The 17,557-nt window shown below is 69.5% G+C and carries 15 protein-coding genes; 14 read left to right on the top strand and 1 reads right to left on the bottom strand.

The window, feature by feature from the left end:
* Positions 1-13 precede the first annotated feature (13 nt).
* From Tchl_RS15080 to Tchl_RS15045, 8 genes are all read left to right on the top strand, one after another.
* Positions 14-1,327 (top strand): ABC transporter substrate-binding protein, encoded by a 1,314-nt coding sequence (locus Tchl_RS15080; protein WP_075149118.1) that lies wholly within the window; start codon positions 14-16, stop codon positions 1,325-1,327.
* Positions 1,328-1,438: 111 nt separating this feature from the next.
* The gene (locus Tchl_RS15075; protein WP_075149117.1) at positions 1,439-2,338 is read left to right on the top strand and encodes a branched-chain amino acid ABC transporter permease; all 900 of its coding nucleotides are present in this window, start codon (positions 1,439-1,441) and stop codon (positions 2,336-2,338) included.
* Entirely contained in the window at positions 2,338-3,282 is a 945-nt protein-coding gene (locus tag Tchl_RS15070) for a branched-chain amino acid ABC transporter permease (protein WP_075149116.1), read from the top strand. Before Tchl_RS15075 ends, Tchl_RS15070 begins: the two co-directional genes overlap by 1 nt.
* Positions 3,279-4,058, top strand: a complete 780-nt coding sequence (locus tag Tchl_RS15065; RefSeq protein ID WP_075149115.1) for an ABC transporter ATP-binding protein — start codon at positions 3,279-3,281, stop codon at positions 4,056-4,058. Before Tchl_RS15070 ends, Tchl_RS15065 begins: the two co-directional genes overlap by 4 nt.
* Complete coding sequence (locus tag Tchl_RS15060; RefSeq protein WP_075149114.1) at positions 4,055-4,702, top strand: ABC transporter ATP-binding protein; 648 nt, start codon at positions 4,055-4,057, stop codon at positions 4,700-4,702. The genes Tchl_RS15065 and Tchl_RS15060 overlap by 4 nt, the downstream gene beginning before the upstream one ends.
* Before the next feature lie 21 nt (positions 4,703-4,723).
* Positions 4,724-5,878, top strand: a complete 1,155-nt coding sequence (locus Tchl_RS15055) for an iron-containing alcohol dehydrogenase (RefSeq protein WP_075149113.1) — start codon at positions 4,724-4,726, stop codon at positions 5,876-5,878.
* A gap of 108 nt (positions 5,879-5,986) precedes the next feature.
* Positions 5,987-7,444: an NADP-dependent succinate-semialdehyde dehydrogenase gene (gene gabD, locus Tchl_RS15050; protein ID WP_075149762.1), complete on the top strand. Its 1,458-nt coding sequence runs from the start codon at positions 5,987-5,989 to the stop codon at positions 7,442-7,444.
* Positions 7,445-7,454: 10 nt separating this feature from the next.
* Positions 7,455-8,612, top strand: a complete 1,158-nt coding sequence (locus Tchl_RS15045; RefSeq protein WP_075149112.1) for an iron-containing alcohol dehydrogenase — start codon at positions 7,455-7,457, stop codon at positions 8,610-8,612.
* A 103-nt stretch (positions 8,613-8,715) separates the two neighbouring features.
* Here the strand turns inward: Tchl_RS15045 and Tchl_RS15040 are convergent, their stop codons facing one another.
* Positions 8,716-9,825, bottom strand: coding sequence for an NAD(P)/FAD-dependent oxidoreductase (locus tag Tchl_RS15040; protein WP_075149111.1), 1,110 nt, complete (start codon positions 9,823-9,825; stop codon positions 8,716-8,718).
* A 345-nt stretch (positions 9,826-10,170) separates the two neighbouring features.
* Between Tchl_RS15040 and Tchl_RS15035 the strand changes: the two genes are divergently transcribed.
* The 6 genes from Tchl_RS15035 (at position 10,171) to Tchl_RS15010 (ending at position 17,519) form a co-directional block, all read left to right on the top strand.
* The gene (locus Tchl_RS15035; RefSeq protein ID WP_075149110.1) at positions 10,171-11,121 is read left to right on the top strand and encodes a TAXI family TRAP transporter solute-binding subunit; all 951 of its coding nucleotides are present in this window, start codon (positions 10,171-10,173) and stop codon (positions 11,119-11,121) included.
* A gap of 106 nt (positions 11,122-11,227) precedes the next feature.
* A complete protein-coding gene (locus Tchl_RS15030) occupies positions 11,228-13,261 on the top strand; it encodes a TRAP transporter permease (protein ID WP_075149760.1) in 2,034 nt (677 codons plus the stop codon).
* Positions 13,258-13,707: a DUF1850 domain-containing protein gene (locus tag Tchl_RS15025; protein ID WP_232311602.1), complete on the top strand. Its 450-nt coding sequence runs from the start codon at positions 13,258-13,260 to the stop codon at positions 13,705-13,707. The genes Tchl_RS15030 and Tchl_RS15025 overlap by 4 nt, the downstream gene beginning before the upstream one ends.
* A gap of 4 nt (positions 13,708-13,711) precedes the next feature.
* Positions 13,712-15,532, top strand: a complete 1,821-nt coding sequence (locus Tchl_RS15020) for a sensor histidine kinase (protein ID WP_075149109.1) — start codon at positions 13,712-13,714, stop codon at positions 15,530-15,532.
* Positions 15,529-16,890 (top strand): sigma-54-dependent transcriptional regulator, encoded by a 1,362-nt coding sequence (locus tag Tchl_RS15015; protein ID WP_075149108.1) that lies wholly within the window; start codon positions 15,529-15,531, stop codon positions 16,888-16,890. Before Tchl_RS15020 ends, Tchl_RS15015 begins: the two co-directional genes overlap by 4 nt.
* A 173-nt stretch (positions 16,891-17,063) precedes the next feature.
* Positions 17,064-17,519: a ferritin-like domain-containing protein gene (locus Tchl_RS15010; protein ID WP_075149107.1), complete on the top strand. Its 456-nt coding sequence runs from the start codon at positions 17,064-17,066 to the stop codon at positions 17,517-17,519.
* Positions 17,520-17,557 lie beyond the last annotated feature (38 nt).

Raw genomic sequence — 17,557 nt, 5'->3', positions numbered from 1 at the left:
GAGGAAGTTTTCGATGAAAAAAGGACTCACCCGTATCGCCCCCTCGCTGACCGCCGCCGCCGTGGCCGCCGCGTTTTCGCTCGCCGCGCCGGCCCAGGCGGCCGACAACGGCAAGTTTCGCATCGGTGTCGTCACCTTCCTGTCGGGCGGCGCAGCGGGCCCGTTCGGCGTGCCTTCGCTCAATGGCGCGAAGGTGATGGTGGAGGCGCTGAATGCGGCCAAGGTACCCGCGCCTTACGGGCTGAAGGGGATCAACGGCGTCGACATCGAGGTGATCGAGGTCGATGAGAACGGCGGCGCCTCGAAGCAGGTGGAAGAGTTCCGCAACCTCGCCCAGCGCCACAAGGTCGATGCGGTGATCGGCTACATCTCCTCCGGTGACTGCCTGGCGGTGGCCCCGGTCGCCGAAGAGCTGAAGATGCCCACCGTGCTGTTCGATTGCGGCACTTCGCGCCTGTTCGAGGAAAACAAGAACCCGGCCTACGTCTTCCGCACCGGTCTCGATGCGGCGATCGACAACATCGGCGCGGCGCGTTACCTGGTCGACAGCGGGCGCAAGATCGAATCGGTGGCGAGCATCCAGCAGAACTACGCCTGGGGGCACGATTCCTGGGGCGACTTCTCGGCCGCGATCAAGCAGCTCGAGCCCGGCGTCAAGGTGGCGACCGAGCAGCTCCCGAAGCTGTTCCAGGGCCAGTACGGCGCCGAAATCTCGGCGATCAGCGTGAGCAAGCCCGACGTCATCCACAGCAGCTTCTGGGGCGGCGACATGGAGGCGTTCGTGCTGCAGGGCTCGGCGCGCGGCCTGTTCGACAAGCGCACCGCGGTGCTGACCTGCGGCGAATCGGCGCTCGACCGCTTCAAGGGTCAGGCCCCCAATGGCCTGGTGATCGGCGCGCGCGGGCCGTTCGGTGCGTTCGCGCCGGATACCGTGCTCAGCAACTGGTTCCGCGAGGCCTATCGCGCGAAGGCCGAGATCGACCCGACCTATCCCGCCTACAAGATGGCGCAGGCGATCCTCGGCCTGAAGGCCGCGGTGGAAAAGGCCGCCGCCAAGCCGGGCGAGATTCCGGCCAAGGAGGCGATCGTCGCCAGCTTCAAGGGGCTTAGCTTCGAGTCGGTCTCGGGCACGGTGCAGATGGCGCGCGCCGGCGGCCACCAGGCGCTGCAGGGCATCGCCTATGGCGAATACCGGTTCGACGCCAAGACCGGCAAGGCTACCGTGGCCAATGTCAAAGCCTACGGCGGCGAGTGCGTGACCCCGCCCGACGGCACGTCGGCGAGCGAGTGGATCAAGGCCGGATTCCCGGGCGCGCAGTGTAACTGAGGCACGGCGGCAGGACCCGGCTGGCGGCAAGGCCGCCGGGTCCTTTTGTCCCCTTTCGTTTTCTCTGTTTCACCCATTTCCGTCCCACCCACTCTCACCGGAGCAACGAGCATGACCACGCTCTATGCAATCCTGATCGACGGGATGATCTACGCCTCCTGGCTGTTCCTGGTGGCGGCCGGTCTGACCGTCATCTACGGGGTGATGCGCATCCTCAACATGGCCCATGGCAGCTTCTACGCCATCGGTGCCTACACCGGCGCAGCGCTCGTCGGCTGGTATTTCGCTGGCGGCGACGGCGCCCCCTACTGGAGCTATGTCCTGCTGCTGGTCGCCGCCCTCGGCTCCGGCCTGCTGGTTGGCTGGCTGGTCGAGCAGGGGCTGCTGCAGTTCATGTACAAGCGTGACGAACTGCTGATGGTGATCATCACCTACGCGCTGCTGCTGATCCTCGAGGACACCACCAAGCTGATCTTCGGCGTCGATCCTTATTTCACCTACCAGCCCTACAGCCTGCTCGGGCGCAGTGACATCGGCGGGCTCACCTTCGCCAACTACGACCTGCTGCTGATCCTGGTGTCGGTGCTGATCGGTGCCGGCTGCTGGCTGATCCTGAACCGTACCCACACCGGCAAGGTGCTGCGCGCGGTGATCCAGGACCGCGAGATCGCCGTCGCCATGGGGGTGAACGTGAAGCTGATGTTCGCCCTCACCTTCGTCGTCGGCACCACGCTCGGAACGCTCGCCGGGGCGCTCACCGCGCCGGCGATCTCGGTGTCGCCCGGCATCGGCGTGGAAGTGATCGTGCTCGCCTTCGCGGTGGTCGTCGTCGGCGGCCTGGGCAGCATCGAGGGCGCCATCGTCGGCGCGCTGCTGGTCGGGCTGACGCGCTCGGTCGCGGTGCATCTGGCACCCGAGGTCGAGCTGTTCGTGATCTATGGCGTCATGTCCCTGGTGCTTGCGGTACGGCCGCAGGGGCTGTTCGGGCGCAATCTGGCGAGGAAAATCTGATGTTCAAAGCGGAAAAAACCGAAGTCTGGCTGATCGCTGCCACCCTCGGCCTCATCGTGGCCGGGTTCGTGATGCCCAACTGGCTCGCCTTCATCCTCACCCTGGCGATCGCCAAGGCCCTGGTGGTGCAAGGCGTGGTGATGCAGATGCGCGCCGGGCTGGTGTCCTTCGGCCAGGGCTTGTTCTTCTGCATCGGCGGCTACAGCGTGGGGATGGGCGGTGCCTTTCTCGACATCCACGACGTCTTCGTGCTGCTCGGCCTGGGGGTGGCGGTGGCCGTCGCGGCGGCGGCGGTGCTCGGCCTGCTGATGACGCGCTACCGCGACATCTTCTTCGCGATGCTGTCGCTGGCGTTCTCGATGATCCTGTACGGGCTGATCGTGAAGAACCCGGCGCTGGGCTCGACCGACGGCTTCAACGTGCATGCGCCGACCTTCCTCGGCTGGGCGCCGGGGGGCGAGGACCAGAAGCTGGCGCTCTTCGTGCTGACCGTGGTCGTCGCCGGCGTGCTCGCGCTGGCGCTCAACCGCTACCTGCGCTCGGGCCTCGGTGGGGTCAGCGAGGCGATCAAGGAAAACGAGATCCGGGTCGAGTTCCTCGGCCTGTCGCCGCGCTGGATCCTCTACGCCAACTACCTGTTCGCGGCCGGCATCTCCGCGGTGGGCGGCGCGCTCACCGCGTTCGCCACCGGACACGTCGATCCGGAAATGGCGTTCTGGACCACCTCCGGCGAGTTCGTCTTCATCGCCTTGCTTGGCGGTACCGCGCACGTCGCCGCGCCCTTCATCGCCGCCGTGCTGTTCGCCCTGGTGCGCACCTACGCGCTCGAGCTGGCGCCGCATTCGTGGCAGATGATCCTCGGCTTCGTCCTGCTGGGCATCATCGTGTTCCTGCCCAAGGGGCTGTGGAGCCTGGTTGCGGGCAAGCGGAGGGCGGCGGCATGAGCGCGATCCTCGAAACCCGCAGCCTCAACCGCAGCTTTGGTGCGGTCACCGCGGCGCGCGAGCTCAACGTGCGGATCGACAAGGGCGAAGTCGTCGGCGTGATCGGCTCGAACGGCGCCGGCAAGACCACCTTCATCAACATGGTGACCGGCTACCTGCCGCCTTCGTCGGGCGAGATCCTCTTCGAAGGGCGCTCCATCGTCGGCCAGCCGCCGCGCCAGATCATCCGTGGCGGCATGACGCGCTCGTTCCAGATGGCGCAGCTGTTCCCCGAGCTCAGCGTGCTCGACAACCTGCTGATCGCGCTGGTGGCGGCCGAAAGCGCCCGCCCGCCGTTCTTCGCCCGGCTGCACACGCCCGCACGCATCGCCCGCGCCGACGAAATCCTCGCCGAGTTCGCGGTCGAGCGTTACCGCGATGCCATCGTGCGTGCCGTGCCGCAGGGTGCGCGCAAGCTGATCGACATCGCCATGGCGCTGATCGGCAAGCCGCGCATGCTGCTCCTCGACGAACCGACCAGCGGCGTCAGCGTGGAAGAAAAGTTCCCGTTGATGGACACCGTGATGAGGGCGGTGCGCCACCACGGCGTGACCGTGCTCTTCGTCGAGCACGACATGGAGATCGTCGAGCGCTACGTGTCGCGCGTGCTCGCCTTCTACAGCGGGGAAATCATCAGCGATGGCAGCCCGGCGGCGGTGTTTGCCGACAGCCGGGTTCAGGAACTGGTCATCGGCCATGGCCGGCCGGCGGCGGCGCGCGAACGGAGGGTAGCATGACACTGGAAATTCGAGGGCTGAACGTATCGATCGACCGCATCCCGATCCTGCGCGAGGTGACGATGGCAGTCCCCGCGGGCGCGATGGTCGGCCTGATCGGCCGCAACGGCGCCGGCAAGACTACCCTGATGCGCAGCATCATGGGGCTGCTGGCGGGCGATTCGGGCACGATCCGCATCGACGGCGAGGACATGACGAACGTGCCCGGTTACAAACGCGCCGCCCTCGGCGTGAGCTACATGCCCGAAGACCGGCGGCTGATTCCCGAACTCACCGTGGAGGAGAACATCCTGATGCCGGCGTGGGCGAACGGCATCCGGGATGCCGCCGAGCGCCTGGACTGGATCTACGGCCTGATGCCCGAAGTCCGCGAGTTCCGCGACCGGCGCGCGCTGCAGTTGAGCGGAGGGCAGCAGAAGCTGGTCGCGCTGGCCCGCGCCCTGATGCCGGGGCGCCGCCTGCTGCTGCTCGACGAGCCCTTTGAGGGCGTCGCCCCGGTGCTCTCCCGCCGCCTGACCGAAGTCATCGCCGAACTGCGCAACGAGGGCATGTCCGTCGTGCTCTCGGAATCCGATGACGTCCACTCCGCCGACCTCGTCGACCGCAGCTATCGCATCGAGCGTGGCGTGGTCGAGGCCGCCTGATCCGCCCAGAAGGAAGCGACCATGACTCATTTCGTGTTTGAAACCACCCCGCGCATCGTGTGCGAACCCGGCGCCGCCGCGCGCCTCGGCGAACTGGCCGCGGAGCTGGGGATCGGCCACGCGCTGATCGTCACCGACCGCGGGCTGGTACAGGCGGGCGTGCTCGATGGTGCCCTCGAGGGCCTGCAGGCCGCCGGCGTGGCGGTGACGCTATTTACCGACGTGCTCGCCGATCCGCCCGAAGCGTCGGTGCTGGCCGCGGTCGAGGCGGCGCGCGCCGCGGCGGTGGACGGCATCATCGGCCTCGGCGGCGGCAGTTCGATGGACACCGCCAAGCTGGTCGCCCTGCTCGCGGGGACGCCGCAGGCGCTGCCCGAGGTCTACGGCATCGGCCTCGCCAAGGGGCCGCGGCTGCCGCTGATCCAGGTCCCGACCACCGCCGGTACCGGTTCGGAAGTGACCCCGATCGCGATCGTCACCACGCCGACGCAGGAAAAGAAAGGGGTGGTGTCGCCGGTGCTGTACCCCGATGTCGCGGTCCTCGATGGTGCGCTGACGGTGGGCCTGCCGGCCCGGGTCAGCGCGATGACCGGGATCGATGCGATGGTGCACGCGATCGAGGCCTACACCAGCCGCCACAAGAAGAACCCCCTGTCCGATGCGCTCGCGGTGAAGGCGCTCGAACTGCTGTACGCAAACATCCGCAAGGTGATCGCCGACGGTACCGACCTGGCGGCGCGCTCGGCGATGCTGCAGGGCTCGCTGCTGGCCGGGATGGCGTTCGCCAATGCGCCGGTGGCCGCGGTCCATGCGTTGGCCTATCCGCTCGGCGGCCACTACCACGTGCCGCACGGGCTGAGCAATGCGCTCGTGCTGGCGCCGGTGCTGGCCTTCAACAAACCGGCGGCAGCCGCACTGTACGCCGAGCTGGCCGAAGTCGTCTTCCCCGGGCGTGTGTTCGCCGGCATCGACGAGGCCGCGCAGGCCTTCATCGATGCCATCGCCGGGCTGGTCGCGGAAATGCCGTTCGAGCAGCGGCTGAGCGAGCTCGGCGTCGGCGAAGGCGATCTCGGGCGGCTCGCGCGCGACGTCATGAATATCCAGCGTCTTCTGGTCAATAATCCGCGTGAGCTCACCGAAGCTGATGTGCGTGTGCTCTACGCTTCGGTCCTGTAAGGCCTGGGTCCGGTAACGGTGCGCCCGGCTCCCGGCCGGGAGGGCGCCGCGCCCGTCGGGCCGCCGATCACTTCTTGAACACCCTGAAACGAGATTGAGGGACGCATGATGCAACTGAAGGATTCCGCGCTGCTGCGCGAGCTGGCCTATATCGACGGCGCCTGGACCGGGGCCGATCACGGCGCCCGGTTCGAGGTCACCGACCCCGCCGACGGCCGCGTGCTGGCGCGCGTGCCCGACATGGGGGCGGCCGAGACCCGGCGTGCGATCGACGCTGCGGCCGCGGCGCTGCCGGCCTGGCGGGCGCGGACCGCAAAGGAGCGCGCCGCGGTGCTGCGCACGTGGTTCGAGCTGATCCTGGCGAACCAGGACGACCTCGCCGTGCTGATGACTTCCGAGCAGGGCAAGCCGCTCGCCGAGGCGCGCGGCGAAGTCGCCTACGGCGCCGCCTTCATCGAGTGGTTCGCCGAGGAGGGCAAGCGCATCTACGGCGACGTCATTCCGAGCCACGGCGCGGACAAGCGCATCGTCGTGCTGAAGGAGCCGATCGGCGTGGTGGCGGCGATCACCCCGTGGAACTTCCCGATCGCGATGATCACGCGCAAGGCCGGCCCGGCGCTCGCCGCCGGGTGCACGATGGTGATCAAGCCTGCCGAGGATACGCCGCTGTGCGCGCTCGCGCTCGCGGTGCTGGCCGAGCGCGCCGGCCTGCCGAAAGGCGTGCTCAACATCGTCACCACGCGCCGCGCCGCCGAAGTCGGCGGCGAACTCACCGCCAACCCGACCGTGCGCAAGCTCTCCTTCACCGGCTCCACCGAGGTCGGCAAGCTGCTGATGCGCCAGTGCGCCGGCAGCGTGAAGAAGGTGTCGCTGGAGCTCGGCGGCAATGCCCCCTTCATCGTCTTCGACGATGCCGATCTGGACGCCGCGGTGGCGGGGGCGATGGCCTCCAAGTACCGCAACGCCGGCCAGACCTGCGTGTGCGCCAACCGCCTGCTGGTGCAGGACGGCATCTACGACGCCTTCGCCGCGAAGCTGGCCGAGGCGGTGGCCCGTCTGCGGGTTGGCCCCGGCCTCTCCGGTGAAGTCGAGCAAGGCCCGCTGATCAACGACGACGCAGTGGCGAAGGTCGAGACCCTGCTCGCCGACGCGGTGGGCAAGGGCGCCCGGGTGCTCTGCGGCGGCAGGCGCCATGCGCTGGGTGGGACGTTCTACGAGCCCACCATCCTCACCGGCGTCACCGCGCAGATGCGCGTCGCGCGCGAGGAGATCTTCGGCCCGGTGGCGCCGCTGTTCCGCTTCCACACCGAAGCGGAGGCGATCGCCCTCGCCAACGCCACCGAGTTCGGGCTGGCGGCCTATTTCTACGCCAGGGACATTGCCCGTGTGTGGCGTGTCGCCGAAGGGCTGGAATACGGCATCGTCGGTATCAACGAAGGGATCATCTCGACCGAGGTCGCTCCCTTCGGCGGGGTCAAGGAGTCGGGCATCGGCCGCGAAGGCTCGAAGTACGGCATCGAGGACTACGTCGAGATGAAGTACCTGTGCCTGGGCGGGATCCGGTGAGGAGGCGGCGATGACGGCATTCACCTTTCGCGCACCGCCCCGCATCGTTTCCGAAATCGGCGCGATCGACCGCCTCGGCGAGTTCGCGCAGGAACTCGGGATGCGGCGCCCGTTGATCGTCTGCGACCCCGGCATCGCCGCCTGCGGCATCGCCGCGCGCGCCATCGAGGCGCTGCGCCGGGCCGGGCTCGACGCACAGCTGTTCGATGCGGTCGAGGCCGACCCCCCGGCGGCGATGGTGCGCCGCGCGGTCGAGGCCGCCGGGCAGGGCCGGGCCGACGGCATCGTCGGGCTGGGCGGCGGATCGTCGCTCGACACCGCCAAGGTCGTCGCGCTGCTGGCGCGCTCGGGCCAGGACATCGATGAAATCTACGGCGTCGATCGGGCGCGCGGCGGGCGCCTGCCGCTGATCCAGGTGCCGACCACCGCCGGTACCGGCTCGGAAGTCACCTGGGTGTCGGTGATCACCTGCGAGAGCCTGGAGAAGAAAGCGGTCTATGCGCCGCAGCTGCTGCCCGATCTCGCCCTGCTCGACGCCGGGCTGAGCGCCGGGATGCCGCCACGGGTGACCGCGGCCACCGCGCTCGACGCGATGGTCCATGCGATCGAGGCCTACACCAGCCGGACGAAGAAGAACCCGGTGGCCGACGCCCTCGCGCGCAAGGCCCTCGCCCTGCTCGCGGGCAAGCTGCCGCGCGTGCTCGAAGACGGCGGCGATCTCGAGGCCCGCGCAGCGGTGCTCGAAGGCGCGATGCTCGCCGGGATGGCGTTCGTCAACGCCTCCGTGGCCGCCATCCACGGGCTGGCCTATCCGCTCGGCGCACGTTTCCACGTCCCCCACGGCCACGCCAACGCTCTGGTGATGGGGCCGGTGCTGCGCTTCAACCTGCGGGCGGCGACTCCCCTCTACGCCGAACTGGCGCCGTGCGTGCTGCCCGGGCGGGCGTTCGCCTCCGACGCCGAAGCGGCCGCGGCCTTCGTCGCGGCGATGGAGGCGATGGCAGGGTGGGGCGGGCTCGCCACGCGCATGAGCCACTTCGGCGTCACCGCAGCGGACATCCCGTCGATGGCCGACGAAGTCGTCACCCAGATCCAGCGCCTGATCGCCACCAACCCGTGCGACATGGGGTTTGAGGATGTCTGCGCGATCTATCGCGCGGTCCTGTAGCCTGCGCGGGGCCTCTCTCAGGCAGCCGGTTGCCGCCATCTGAGCGTGCTATGCGCGTGGCGTTCGAGCCGTGCGGTTCGCATGGGCCACGGCAGTGGGCGGCTCACGCCGCCCGTCCCGCCAGCACCGCGACTTGCTCGCCGATCGCCAGCGCCGCGGTGAGACCCGGCGATTCGATGCCGTAGAGGTGGATCAGGCCGGGCACGCCGTGGGCGGCGGGGCCGTCGATGTGGAAGTCGGCGTCGGGCTCACCGGGGCCGACGATCTTGGGCCGCACGCCGGCGTAGCCCGGCTCCAGGCGGCCGTCTTCCAGTTGCGGCCACCAGCCGCGGATCGCGGTGTAGAAAGCGGCGGCGCGCGCCGGGTGGACGGCGTAGTCGGGGGCATCGATCCACTCCACGTCGGGGCCGAACTTGGCCTGGCCGCCGAGGTCGAGCGTCAGGTGCACGCCCAGGCCACCCGGCTCCGGGATCGGGTAGATCAGGTGCGAGAACGGGGCCTTGCCGGTGTAGCTGAAATACACCCCGCGGGCGAAGTGGGCCTGCGGTGCGCGGGTGGCGGCCGGGCCGCGGATGGCGTGGCCGAGCGCGACCGCGTCCAGCCCGGCGGCATTGACCACGCAGCGCGCGCGCAGTGTGCTCGGCGCGTCGCCGCCGACTTCGAGGACGATGCCCTCGCCCCCGGCCGCGCCGCCGAGCACCGGACTGCCCAGGGCGAGCATCGCGCCGCGCGCCTCGGCCGCGCCGAGCAGCGACAGCATCAGGCCGTGGCTGTCGACGATGCCGGTGGAGGGCGACAGCAGCGCGGCGTGGACGTCGAGCGCGGGTTCGAGCGCGGCGACCTCGGTGCGCTCGAGCAGGCGCAGGTCGGTCACGCCGTTGGCGCGGGCACGCGCGGCGATCTGCTGCAGCCGGTCCATCTGCTCGGCGCGCGCGGCGACGACGAGCTTGCCGCAGCGCGCATGCGCCACGCCGCGCTCGGCGCACCAGGCGTACAGCAGCTCGCGGCCCTCGACGCAAAGCCGCGCCTTCAGCGAGCCGGGCGGGTAGTAGAGGCCGGCGTGGATGACTTCGCTGTTGCGCGCGCTGATGCCGCTGCCAAAGCCCGTCTCGCGCTCGAGGATGACGACTTCGCGCCCGGCCTCGGCCAGGCTGCGCGCGCAGGCCAGCCCGACGACGCCGGCGCCGATGACCACGCAATCGACGGTTTCCATGGTGCTCCCGAATGCTTGCGGCCCGCCTGCGCGGGCCCGGTACCGCCTTTCATGGCGGTGGGAAGCGGGTTGTAGCAGATCGGCCGGGGTGCTGGGAAGAGGGCGTCTTCCGTCATGACGGCGGATTGTGCACTGCAGTGTGCGGGATCGCCGACAGCGCACGCTGGTCTGTTCCGAAGATCCGCGCAAGGCGGGCAGCGACAGCGCCCCGCAGCGCGCCGGAAAGCCCGCAGAATCAGGGAAAACGCCAATCCGGCAAGGCGTGCGCCGGTGGCACGGGGGTTGCTAAAGTGTTCCCGCTCACTGATGGGCAAATAATCCGTTCTAATTCGAGGAGGCTTCCCGATGAAATCCCTGATCCGCAAATGCGCGCTCGGCACCCTGTTCGTCGCGGTCACGTCCGCGGCCTCGGCGGCGACCTTCGTCAATGTGCTGACCGGTGGCACCAGCGGTGTCTACTATCCGCTCGGCGTCACCCTGTCGCAGGTCTACGGCGAGGCTATTCCCGACAGCAAGGTCCAGGTGCAGGCGACCAAGGCTTCGGCCGAGAACCTCAACCTGCTGCAGGCCGGCCGCGGCGAGATCGGCTTCTCGCTCGCCGACTCGGTGTCGGACGCGTGGAAGGGCAATGCCGAGGCGGGCTTCGCCAAGCCGCTCGACAAGCTGCGCGCGGTCGCCTCCGTGTACCCCAACTACATCCAGATCGTCGCCCTGGCCGACGCCAACATCCATTCGCTTGCCGACCTCAAGGGCAAGCGCATCTCGGTCGGGGCGCCGCGCTCGGGCACCGAGATCAACGCCCGCGCGATCCTGAAGGCGGCAGGCCTGACCTATGCCGATTTCGCCAAGGTCGAATACCTGCCCTTCGGCGAATCGGTCGAGTTGATGAAGAACCGCCAGATCGACGTCACCCTGCAGTCGGCCGGCCTCGGCGTGGCGGCGCTGCGCGATCTCTCCGCCGCAGTGAAGGTGAACTTCGTGCCGATCCCGGCCGAGGTCGTCGCCAAGGTCGGTGATGCCGCCTATCAGTCGGCCAAGGTGCCGGCCGGCACTTACGAAGGGCAGAGCGCCGATGTCGACACCGTGGCGATCAACAACCTGCTGATCACCCACGACAAGGTGCCGGCCGAAGTTGTCTACCAGATGACCAAGGGTATCTTCGACAACCTCGAGCGCCTCGGCAATTCGCACTCCGCCGCGCGCCAGATCAAGCTCGAGAAGGCGATCGAGGGCCTGCCGGTGCCGCTCCACCCGGGTGCGGAGAAGTACTACCGCGAGCAAGGCCTGATCAAGTAAGCCCTCGCTCCGAGGCCGGACCTGGCCCCCGCCCGGCGTGAGCGCCGCGGCCGGGGCCGGGCCGGACTCCCCCCGCTTTCCCGCCGATTTCCAGACCGGGGCCGTCATGACTGCTACCGCCGTTTCGCCCGCTGCCGAGGCGACCAAGAAGATGCTGCGCGTGGTCTTCTTCAGCGCCATCCTGTTCTCCACCTTCCAGCTCGTCACTTCGGCCTTCAGTCCGCTGTCGAGCACCGTCGTGCGTGCGCTGCACGTCGGCTTCCTGCTGCTGCTGACCTTCCTGCTTCATCCCTGGCAGGGCGGCCAGGGGCGGACGAGCCTCGCGACCAAGGCGCTGGGCTTCGCCGCGCTGATCCTGTCGGGCTACCACTGGGTGTTCGAGGCCGATCTGGTGCAGCGTGCCGGCGAGCTGACCGATGCCGACATGGTGGTCGGCGTCATCACCCTGGTGCTGGTGTTCGAGGCCGCGCGCCGCATCATGGGCCTCGCGCTGCCGCTGATCTGTCTCGGCTTTCTGTGCTACGCGCTGTTCGGCGAATACCTGCCGGGGGCGCTGGCGCACCGCGGCTACGGCCTCGATCAGGTCGTCGGCCAGCTCGCCTTCGGCACCGAGGGCATCTACGGCACGCCGACCTACGTGTCCTCCTCCTACATCTTCCTCTTCATCCTGTTCGGCGCCTTCCTCGAGCAGGCGGGCATGATCGACCTGTTCACCAACTTCGCGCTCGGCACCGTCGGCCACACCAAGGGTGGGCCGGCCAAGGTGTCGGTGGTGTCGTCCGGGCTGATGGGCACGATCAACGGCTCGGGGGTGGCCAACGTCGTCACCACCGGCCAGTTCACGATCCCGCTAATGAAGAAGTTCGGCTACAAGCCGGCCTTCGCCGGCGCGGTCGAGGCGACAAGCTCGATGGGCGGGCAGATCATGCCGCCGGTGATGGGCGCGGTGGCCTTCATCATGGCCGAGACGATCAACGTGCCCTACGTCGAGATCGCCAAGGCGGCGGCGATTCCAGCCATGCTGTACTTCTTCACCGTGTTCTGGATGGTGCACCTGGAAGCCGGCCGCGCCGGGCTGAAGGGCCTGCCGAAGGCCGAGTGCCCCGACCCGTGGGCGGCGATCCGCCAGCGCTGGTACCTGCTGCTGCCGCTGATCAGCCTGGTGTACCTGCTCTTCGCCGGGTTCACGCCGATGTTCTCGGGCATGGTCGGCCTCGCCTTGACGGTGGTGCTGATCTTCGGCGCCTCCTTCTCCGGGCGGCTCAACGGCACCTCGCTGCGCCTGCTGTTCTGGATCGCGCTCGGGCTGGCGTGCTCGGCCTTCGCCAAGGTCGGAATCGTCGCCGTCGTCGCCGTCATCGCCGTGCTCGCGGTGCTGCTGGCACCGCGCCAGGACGGGCGGGCGACGCTGCGCGTGGCCGTCACCGCGCTCGTCGACGGCGCGCTGCACGCGCTGCCGGTGGGCGTCGCCTGCGCCCTGGTGGGGGTGATCATCGGCTCGCTGACCCTGACCGGCGGCGCCACCGCGTTCGCCGGCTACATCATCCAGATCGGCGGCGAGAGCCTGTTCCTGTCGCTGGTGCTGACGATGCTGACCTGCCTGGTGCTGGGGATGGGGATTCCGACCATCCCCAACTACATCATCACCAGCTCGATCGCCGCGCCCGCGCTGCTCGAGCTGGGGGTGCCGCTGGTGGTGTCGCACATGTTCGTCTTCTACTTCGGCATCATGGCCGACCTGACCCCGCCGGTGGCGCTGGCGGCCTTCGCCGCGGCGCCGATCGCGAAGGAGTCGGGGCTCAAGATCGGCCTGCGCGCGGTGCAGATCGCGATCGCCGGCTTCGTCGTGCCCTACATGGCGGTGTATGCGCCGGAGCTGATGCTGCAGGGCGACAAGGGGCTCGAAGCGACCTTCTACGTGGTGTTCAAGGCGCTGCTCGCGGTCAGCCTGTGGGGCATCGCGGTGGTCGGCCACCTGCGCTCGGCGCTGAACCTGCTCGAACGCCTGCTCGCCTTCGCCGCCGCCTCGCTGCTGGTGGTCGCCCTGCCGCTCACCGACGAGGCCGGCTTTGCCCTCGCCGCGCTCGTGCTCGGCTGGCACATCTGGCGCTCGCGCAGTGCGCAGGCGCTGACGGTGTGATCGGCGCCTGCCTCGCCACCAGCGTCGCCAGCGTGGCGCTGGCGGTCAATGCGTTCACCCTGGCGTGGACGCACTCGATTGAAAAGGTGCGCTGGGAGGAGCGCTGGCGGGTGGAGGCGGCGGCGCTGGTGCTGGAGGCCGTGCGCGTGCGCGGCTTTGGTGCCGGGATGGAGCCGCCGGCCGGGGCGGTGCTGCGCGACGGCGTGTGGGAATGGCGGCCCGGCAGCCGCCACGCCGTGCTGCGCCTGACGCGCTCGGGCTACACCGCCGATTACGAGTGGTGCACGGGCGAGGCGGCGCAGGGGGGCGAGCCGGCCTGCGTGCCGCTGTCGGCAATCCTCCCCGCCGACGGTGGCGTGACCGAGCTGCGGCCGTGCACAATGGCGCCTGAGGCACCGACACCGGTGCCCGAACCGGTGCTACGGCCGGCCGCCCGAAACCCGTGAGACCATGATGCACCGCTTCCTGCCGACGACCCGCCTTGCCCGCGTGCTGCTGCCCGGTCTGCTCGTCGTGCCGCTGTTGTGGGCGGTGCATGCCTGGCGCTTCAAGGCCGGTGCCGACGAGCTCGCCCTGCACGCCAGCCAGCGCCTGGCGCTGCTGGCGGCGAGCCTGGACGCGGAGCTGCTGCGCTTCGAGAGCCTGCCCCCGGTGCTCGCCCAGCATCCCAGCCTGCAGCAGCTGCTCCAGGCGCCCGACGATCCGGCGCGGGTGGCGGCGGCGAATGCCTTGCTCGAGCAGGTCAATGAGCGTACCGGGGCCGGCATGCTGTACCTGATCGACCCCGCGGGGCGCACCCTGGCGGCGAGCAACTGGCGGCGGGCGGATTCCTTCGTCGGCGAGAACTACGCCTTCCGCCCCTACTTCCGCGATGCGCTCGCCGGCGGTGCCGGCAAGTTCTTTGCCGTCGGCGCGACGACCCAGGTTCCAGGCTTCTTCATCGCTCACCCGGTGCGCGCCGCTGGTCGCATCACTGGCGTGCTCGCGGTCAAGGTCGAGCTGACCCAGCTCGAAGCGACCTGGGCTGCGGGCGGAGAGTCGGTGCTGGTCGTGGACCGCCACGGCGTGGTCGCGCTGTCGTCCAATCCGGCATGGAAGTTCGGCACTCTGGCGCCGCTGTCGCCGGAGTCGCGCGCGGCGCTGGCGGCGACGCGGCAGTATTTCACCGCCGCGCTCGAGGCGCTGCCGCTGGTCTGGCGCGAGCCCGGCCGTGCGCGGCTGGGGGGGCAGGACTACGTGGTCGGTAGTCGTGCCCTGGACTGGGTCGACTGGCGCATGCTGATGCTGCTCGACACCGCGCCGGTGCGTGCCGCGGCGTGGTCCGCGGTGCTCGCGGTGGGGTTGGCGCTGTGCGTGCTGGCCGTCGCCGGGCTGTACTGGGCGCTGCATGCACGGCGCCTGCGCGAGCGCCTGGCGGCGCAGGCCGAGCTCGAACGCACGGTGGCCGAACGCACCGCCGACCTTGCCACCACCAACGCCCAGTTGTTGCGCGAGATCTCCGAGCGCAGCGCCACCGAACAGAAGCTGCGCGGCGCCCAGCGCGCGCTGATCGAGGCCAACCGTCTCGCCGCCCTCGGCCAGATGGCCGCCGGCGTCGCCCACGAGCTGAACCAGCCGCTCGCTGCGCTGCGCAGCTTCGCCGGCAACAGCCTCACCTTTCTCGATCGCGGCCGGCTCGAGCCGCTGCGCGACAACCTGAACCAGATCATCGGCCTGATCGAGCGCATGGCCCGGCTCACCGCGCAGCTCAAGGTATTCGCCTCGCGCCAGCAGACCGGCGGCGGTTCGGCGTCGGCGGCGCAGGCGATGCAGGTGGTGGCGGGCTGGTTCCGCGAGCGTCTGGACGCGGCCGGGGTCGAGCTGCGCATCGATGCCGGCGCGGTGCGTCTGCCGCTGCAGCCGCAGGCGCTCGAGCAGGTGCTGTCGAACCTGGTCGGCAACGCGCTCGATGCGCTCGCCGGGCGCGATGGCGGCGTCATCGCGCTGGGCGCGGCGCGGCACGGGACGCAGTTATGCCTTGAAGTCGCCGACAATGGCCCGGGGATTCCGCAGGAATTGCGCGAGCGCATCACCCAGCCCTTCTTTTCCACCAAACCGCTCGGCCAGGGCCTGGGCCTGGGGCTGTCGATCGTCAGCGACCTGATCGAAGGCTCGGGCGGCCGTCTCGAGATCGAGTCCGGCGCGGGCGGGGGCACGGTGATGCGGGCGTGCTGGCCGGAGGCGGCAGGCACAGATGGCGCTGGCGAGGGCAGGGCAGGGGAGGCGGAATGAACGAGCACGCGATCGGGGGGGCGGTCGGTGTCCTTTACGTCGAGGACGACGAGCTGGTGCGGATGGCGGGGTGCCAGACCTTCGCCCTCGCCGACATCGAGGTCGAGGGCCTGGCGCGCGCCGAGCCGGCGCTCGCCCGCCTCGGTGCCGGGCGCCCGGTGGTGCTGGTGAGCGATGTCCGGCTGCCGGGGATGGACGGCATGAGCTTGCTGAAACGGGCGCAGGCGCTCGATCCCGACCTGCCGGTGATCCTCGTCACCGGTCATGGCGACGTCGATATGGCGGTCGAGGCGATGCGGCTGGGGGCCTACGATTTCATCGAGAAGCCGTTCGCCCCCGAGCGCCTGGTCGAGGTGGTGCGCCGCGCGATCGAGAAGCGCCGCCTGGTGCTCGAGAACCGCGCGCTCAAGACCCGGCTGGCGCAAGCCGCAGGGCCGGATGGCCTGCTCGGCGACAGCGCGGCGATGCAGCGGGTGCGGGATCTGGTTGTGGACCTGGCCGACACCGACGTCGACATCCTGATCGTGGGCGAGACCGGCACCGGCAAGGAGCGCGTCGCGCGCGCCCTGCACGACGCCGGGCGGCGGCGGCGCGGCCACTTCGTCGCGATCAACTGCGCCGCGCTGCCCGAGAGCGTGTTCGAGAGCGAGATGTTCGGCGTCGAGCCGGGCGCCTTCACCGGCGCCACCCGCAGCCGCGCGGGCAAGATCGAACATGCCGACGGCGGCACCCTGTTCCTCGACGAGATCGAGGGCATGGCGCTGCAGCTGCAGGCGAAGCTGCTGCGCGTGCTCCAGGAGCGGGTGGTCGAGCGCCTCGGCTCGAACCGGCTGATCCCGGTGGACTGCCGGGTGATCGCGGCGACCAAGCTCGATCTGGCCGCAGAGGCGGCGGCCGGGCGCTTTCGCGCGGATCTCTACTACCGGCTCAACGTCGTGCCGATCGTCCTGCCTGCGCTGCGCGAGCGTCGTGAGGACATTCCCGCGCTGTTTGCCGCTTTCTGCCTGCAGGCTGCCGAACGCTACCGCCGGCCGCAGCCGGCACTGACGGTCGAGGTCTTCGACTGGCTGATGGCACAGGGCTGGCCGGGCAACGTGCGCGAACTGCAGCATGCCGCCGACCGCTTCGTGCTCGGCCTGTGGCGACCGGCGGCGGGTCCGGTGGGCGAGGGCAGCGGGCTGGCACAACGCGTGGCCGCCTTCGAGGTCGCGCTGATCGAAAGCGCCCTGCGCCGCAGTGCGGGTGACGTCGCCGCGGCGGCCGAAGCGCTCGGCATGCCGCGCAAGACGCTGTACGACAAGATCGCCAAGTTCGGCATCCAGGTCGCGGATTTCCGCAGCGATCGCTCCGGGGCATGAGCAGACTCCGCCGTCGTGCCGGCGCACACCGCGGGCGCAACGGCGGCCGCTACCGTAGACCAGGTATAGGGCGCAGGCGATGAAACGGTAATACAATGGGCTCGGGCCGTATCCCCGCCAGATGCGAAGCGACACGCTTCGGCGGCCCGCACAATTCAACAGGAGGGAAGACGATGTCCTACACAATGCCCGAGTTCCTCGCCCACGCAATTGCCATGGAGCGGGAGGCCGCCGAGCGCTACCTCGAACTGGCCGACATGATGGAAGCACACAACAACCTCGAAGTCGCGGCGCTGTTCCGCGACATGGTGCGCTACTCGACGATGCACGGCGATTCGATCGTGGAGCGTGCCGGCAAGCGCGAACTGCCCAAGCTCCAGTCCTGGCAGTACCGCTGGGTGGCACCGACCGAAGTTGGCGACGAAGAGGGCTTCGACTACACCATGAATGCCTACCAGGCGCTCGAGTACGCGCGCGAGAACGAGGCCCGGGGGATGAACTTCTACCGCACCGTCGCCGAAAAGAGCGCCGACGCCGAAATCAAGCGCCTGGCAATGGAGTTCGCCGCCGAAGAGGCCGACCACACCTCGGCGCTCGACAAGATGCTCGCGCAGACCTTGCGTCCGTGAGTGCCGTCCGGGCCGCCGCGTCGTGGCGGCCCGGCGTA

The organism is Thauera chlorobenzoica, from assembly GCF_001922305.1.
Taxonomy (GTDB): Bacteria; Pseudomonadota; Gammaproteobacteria; order Burkholderiales; family Rhodocyclaceae; genus Thauera; species Thauera chlorobenzoica.
This window is presented reverse-complemented; position numbering and strand designations above follow the sequence as displayed.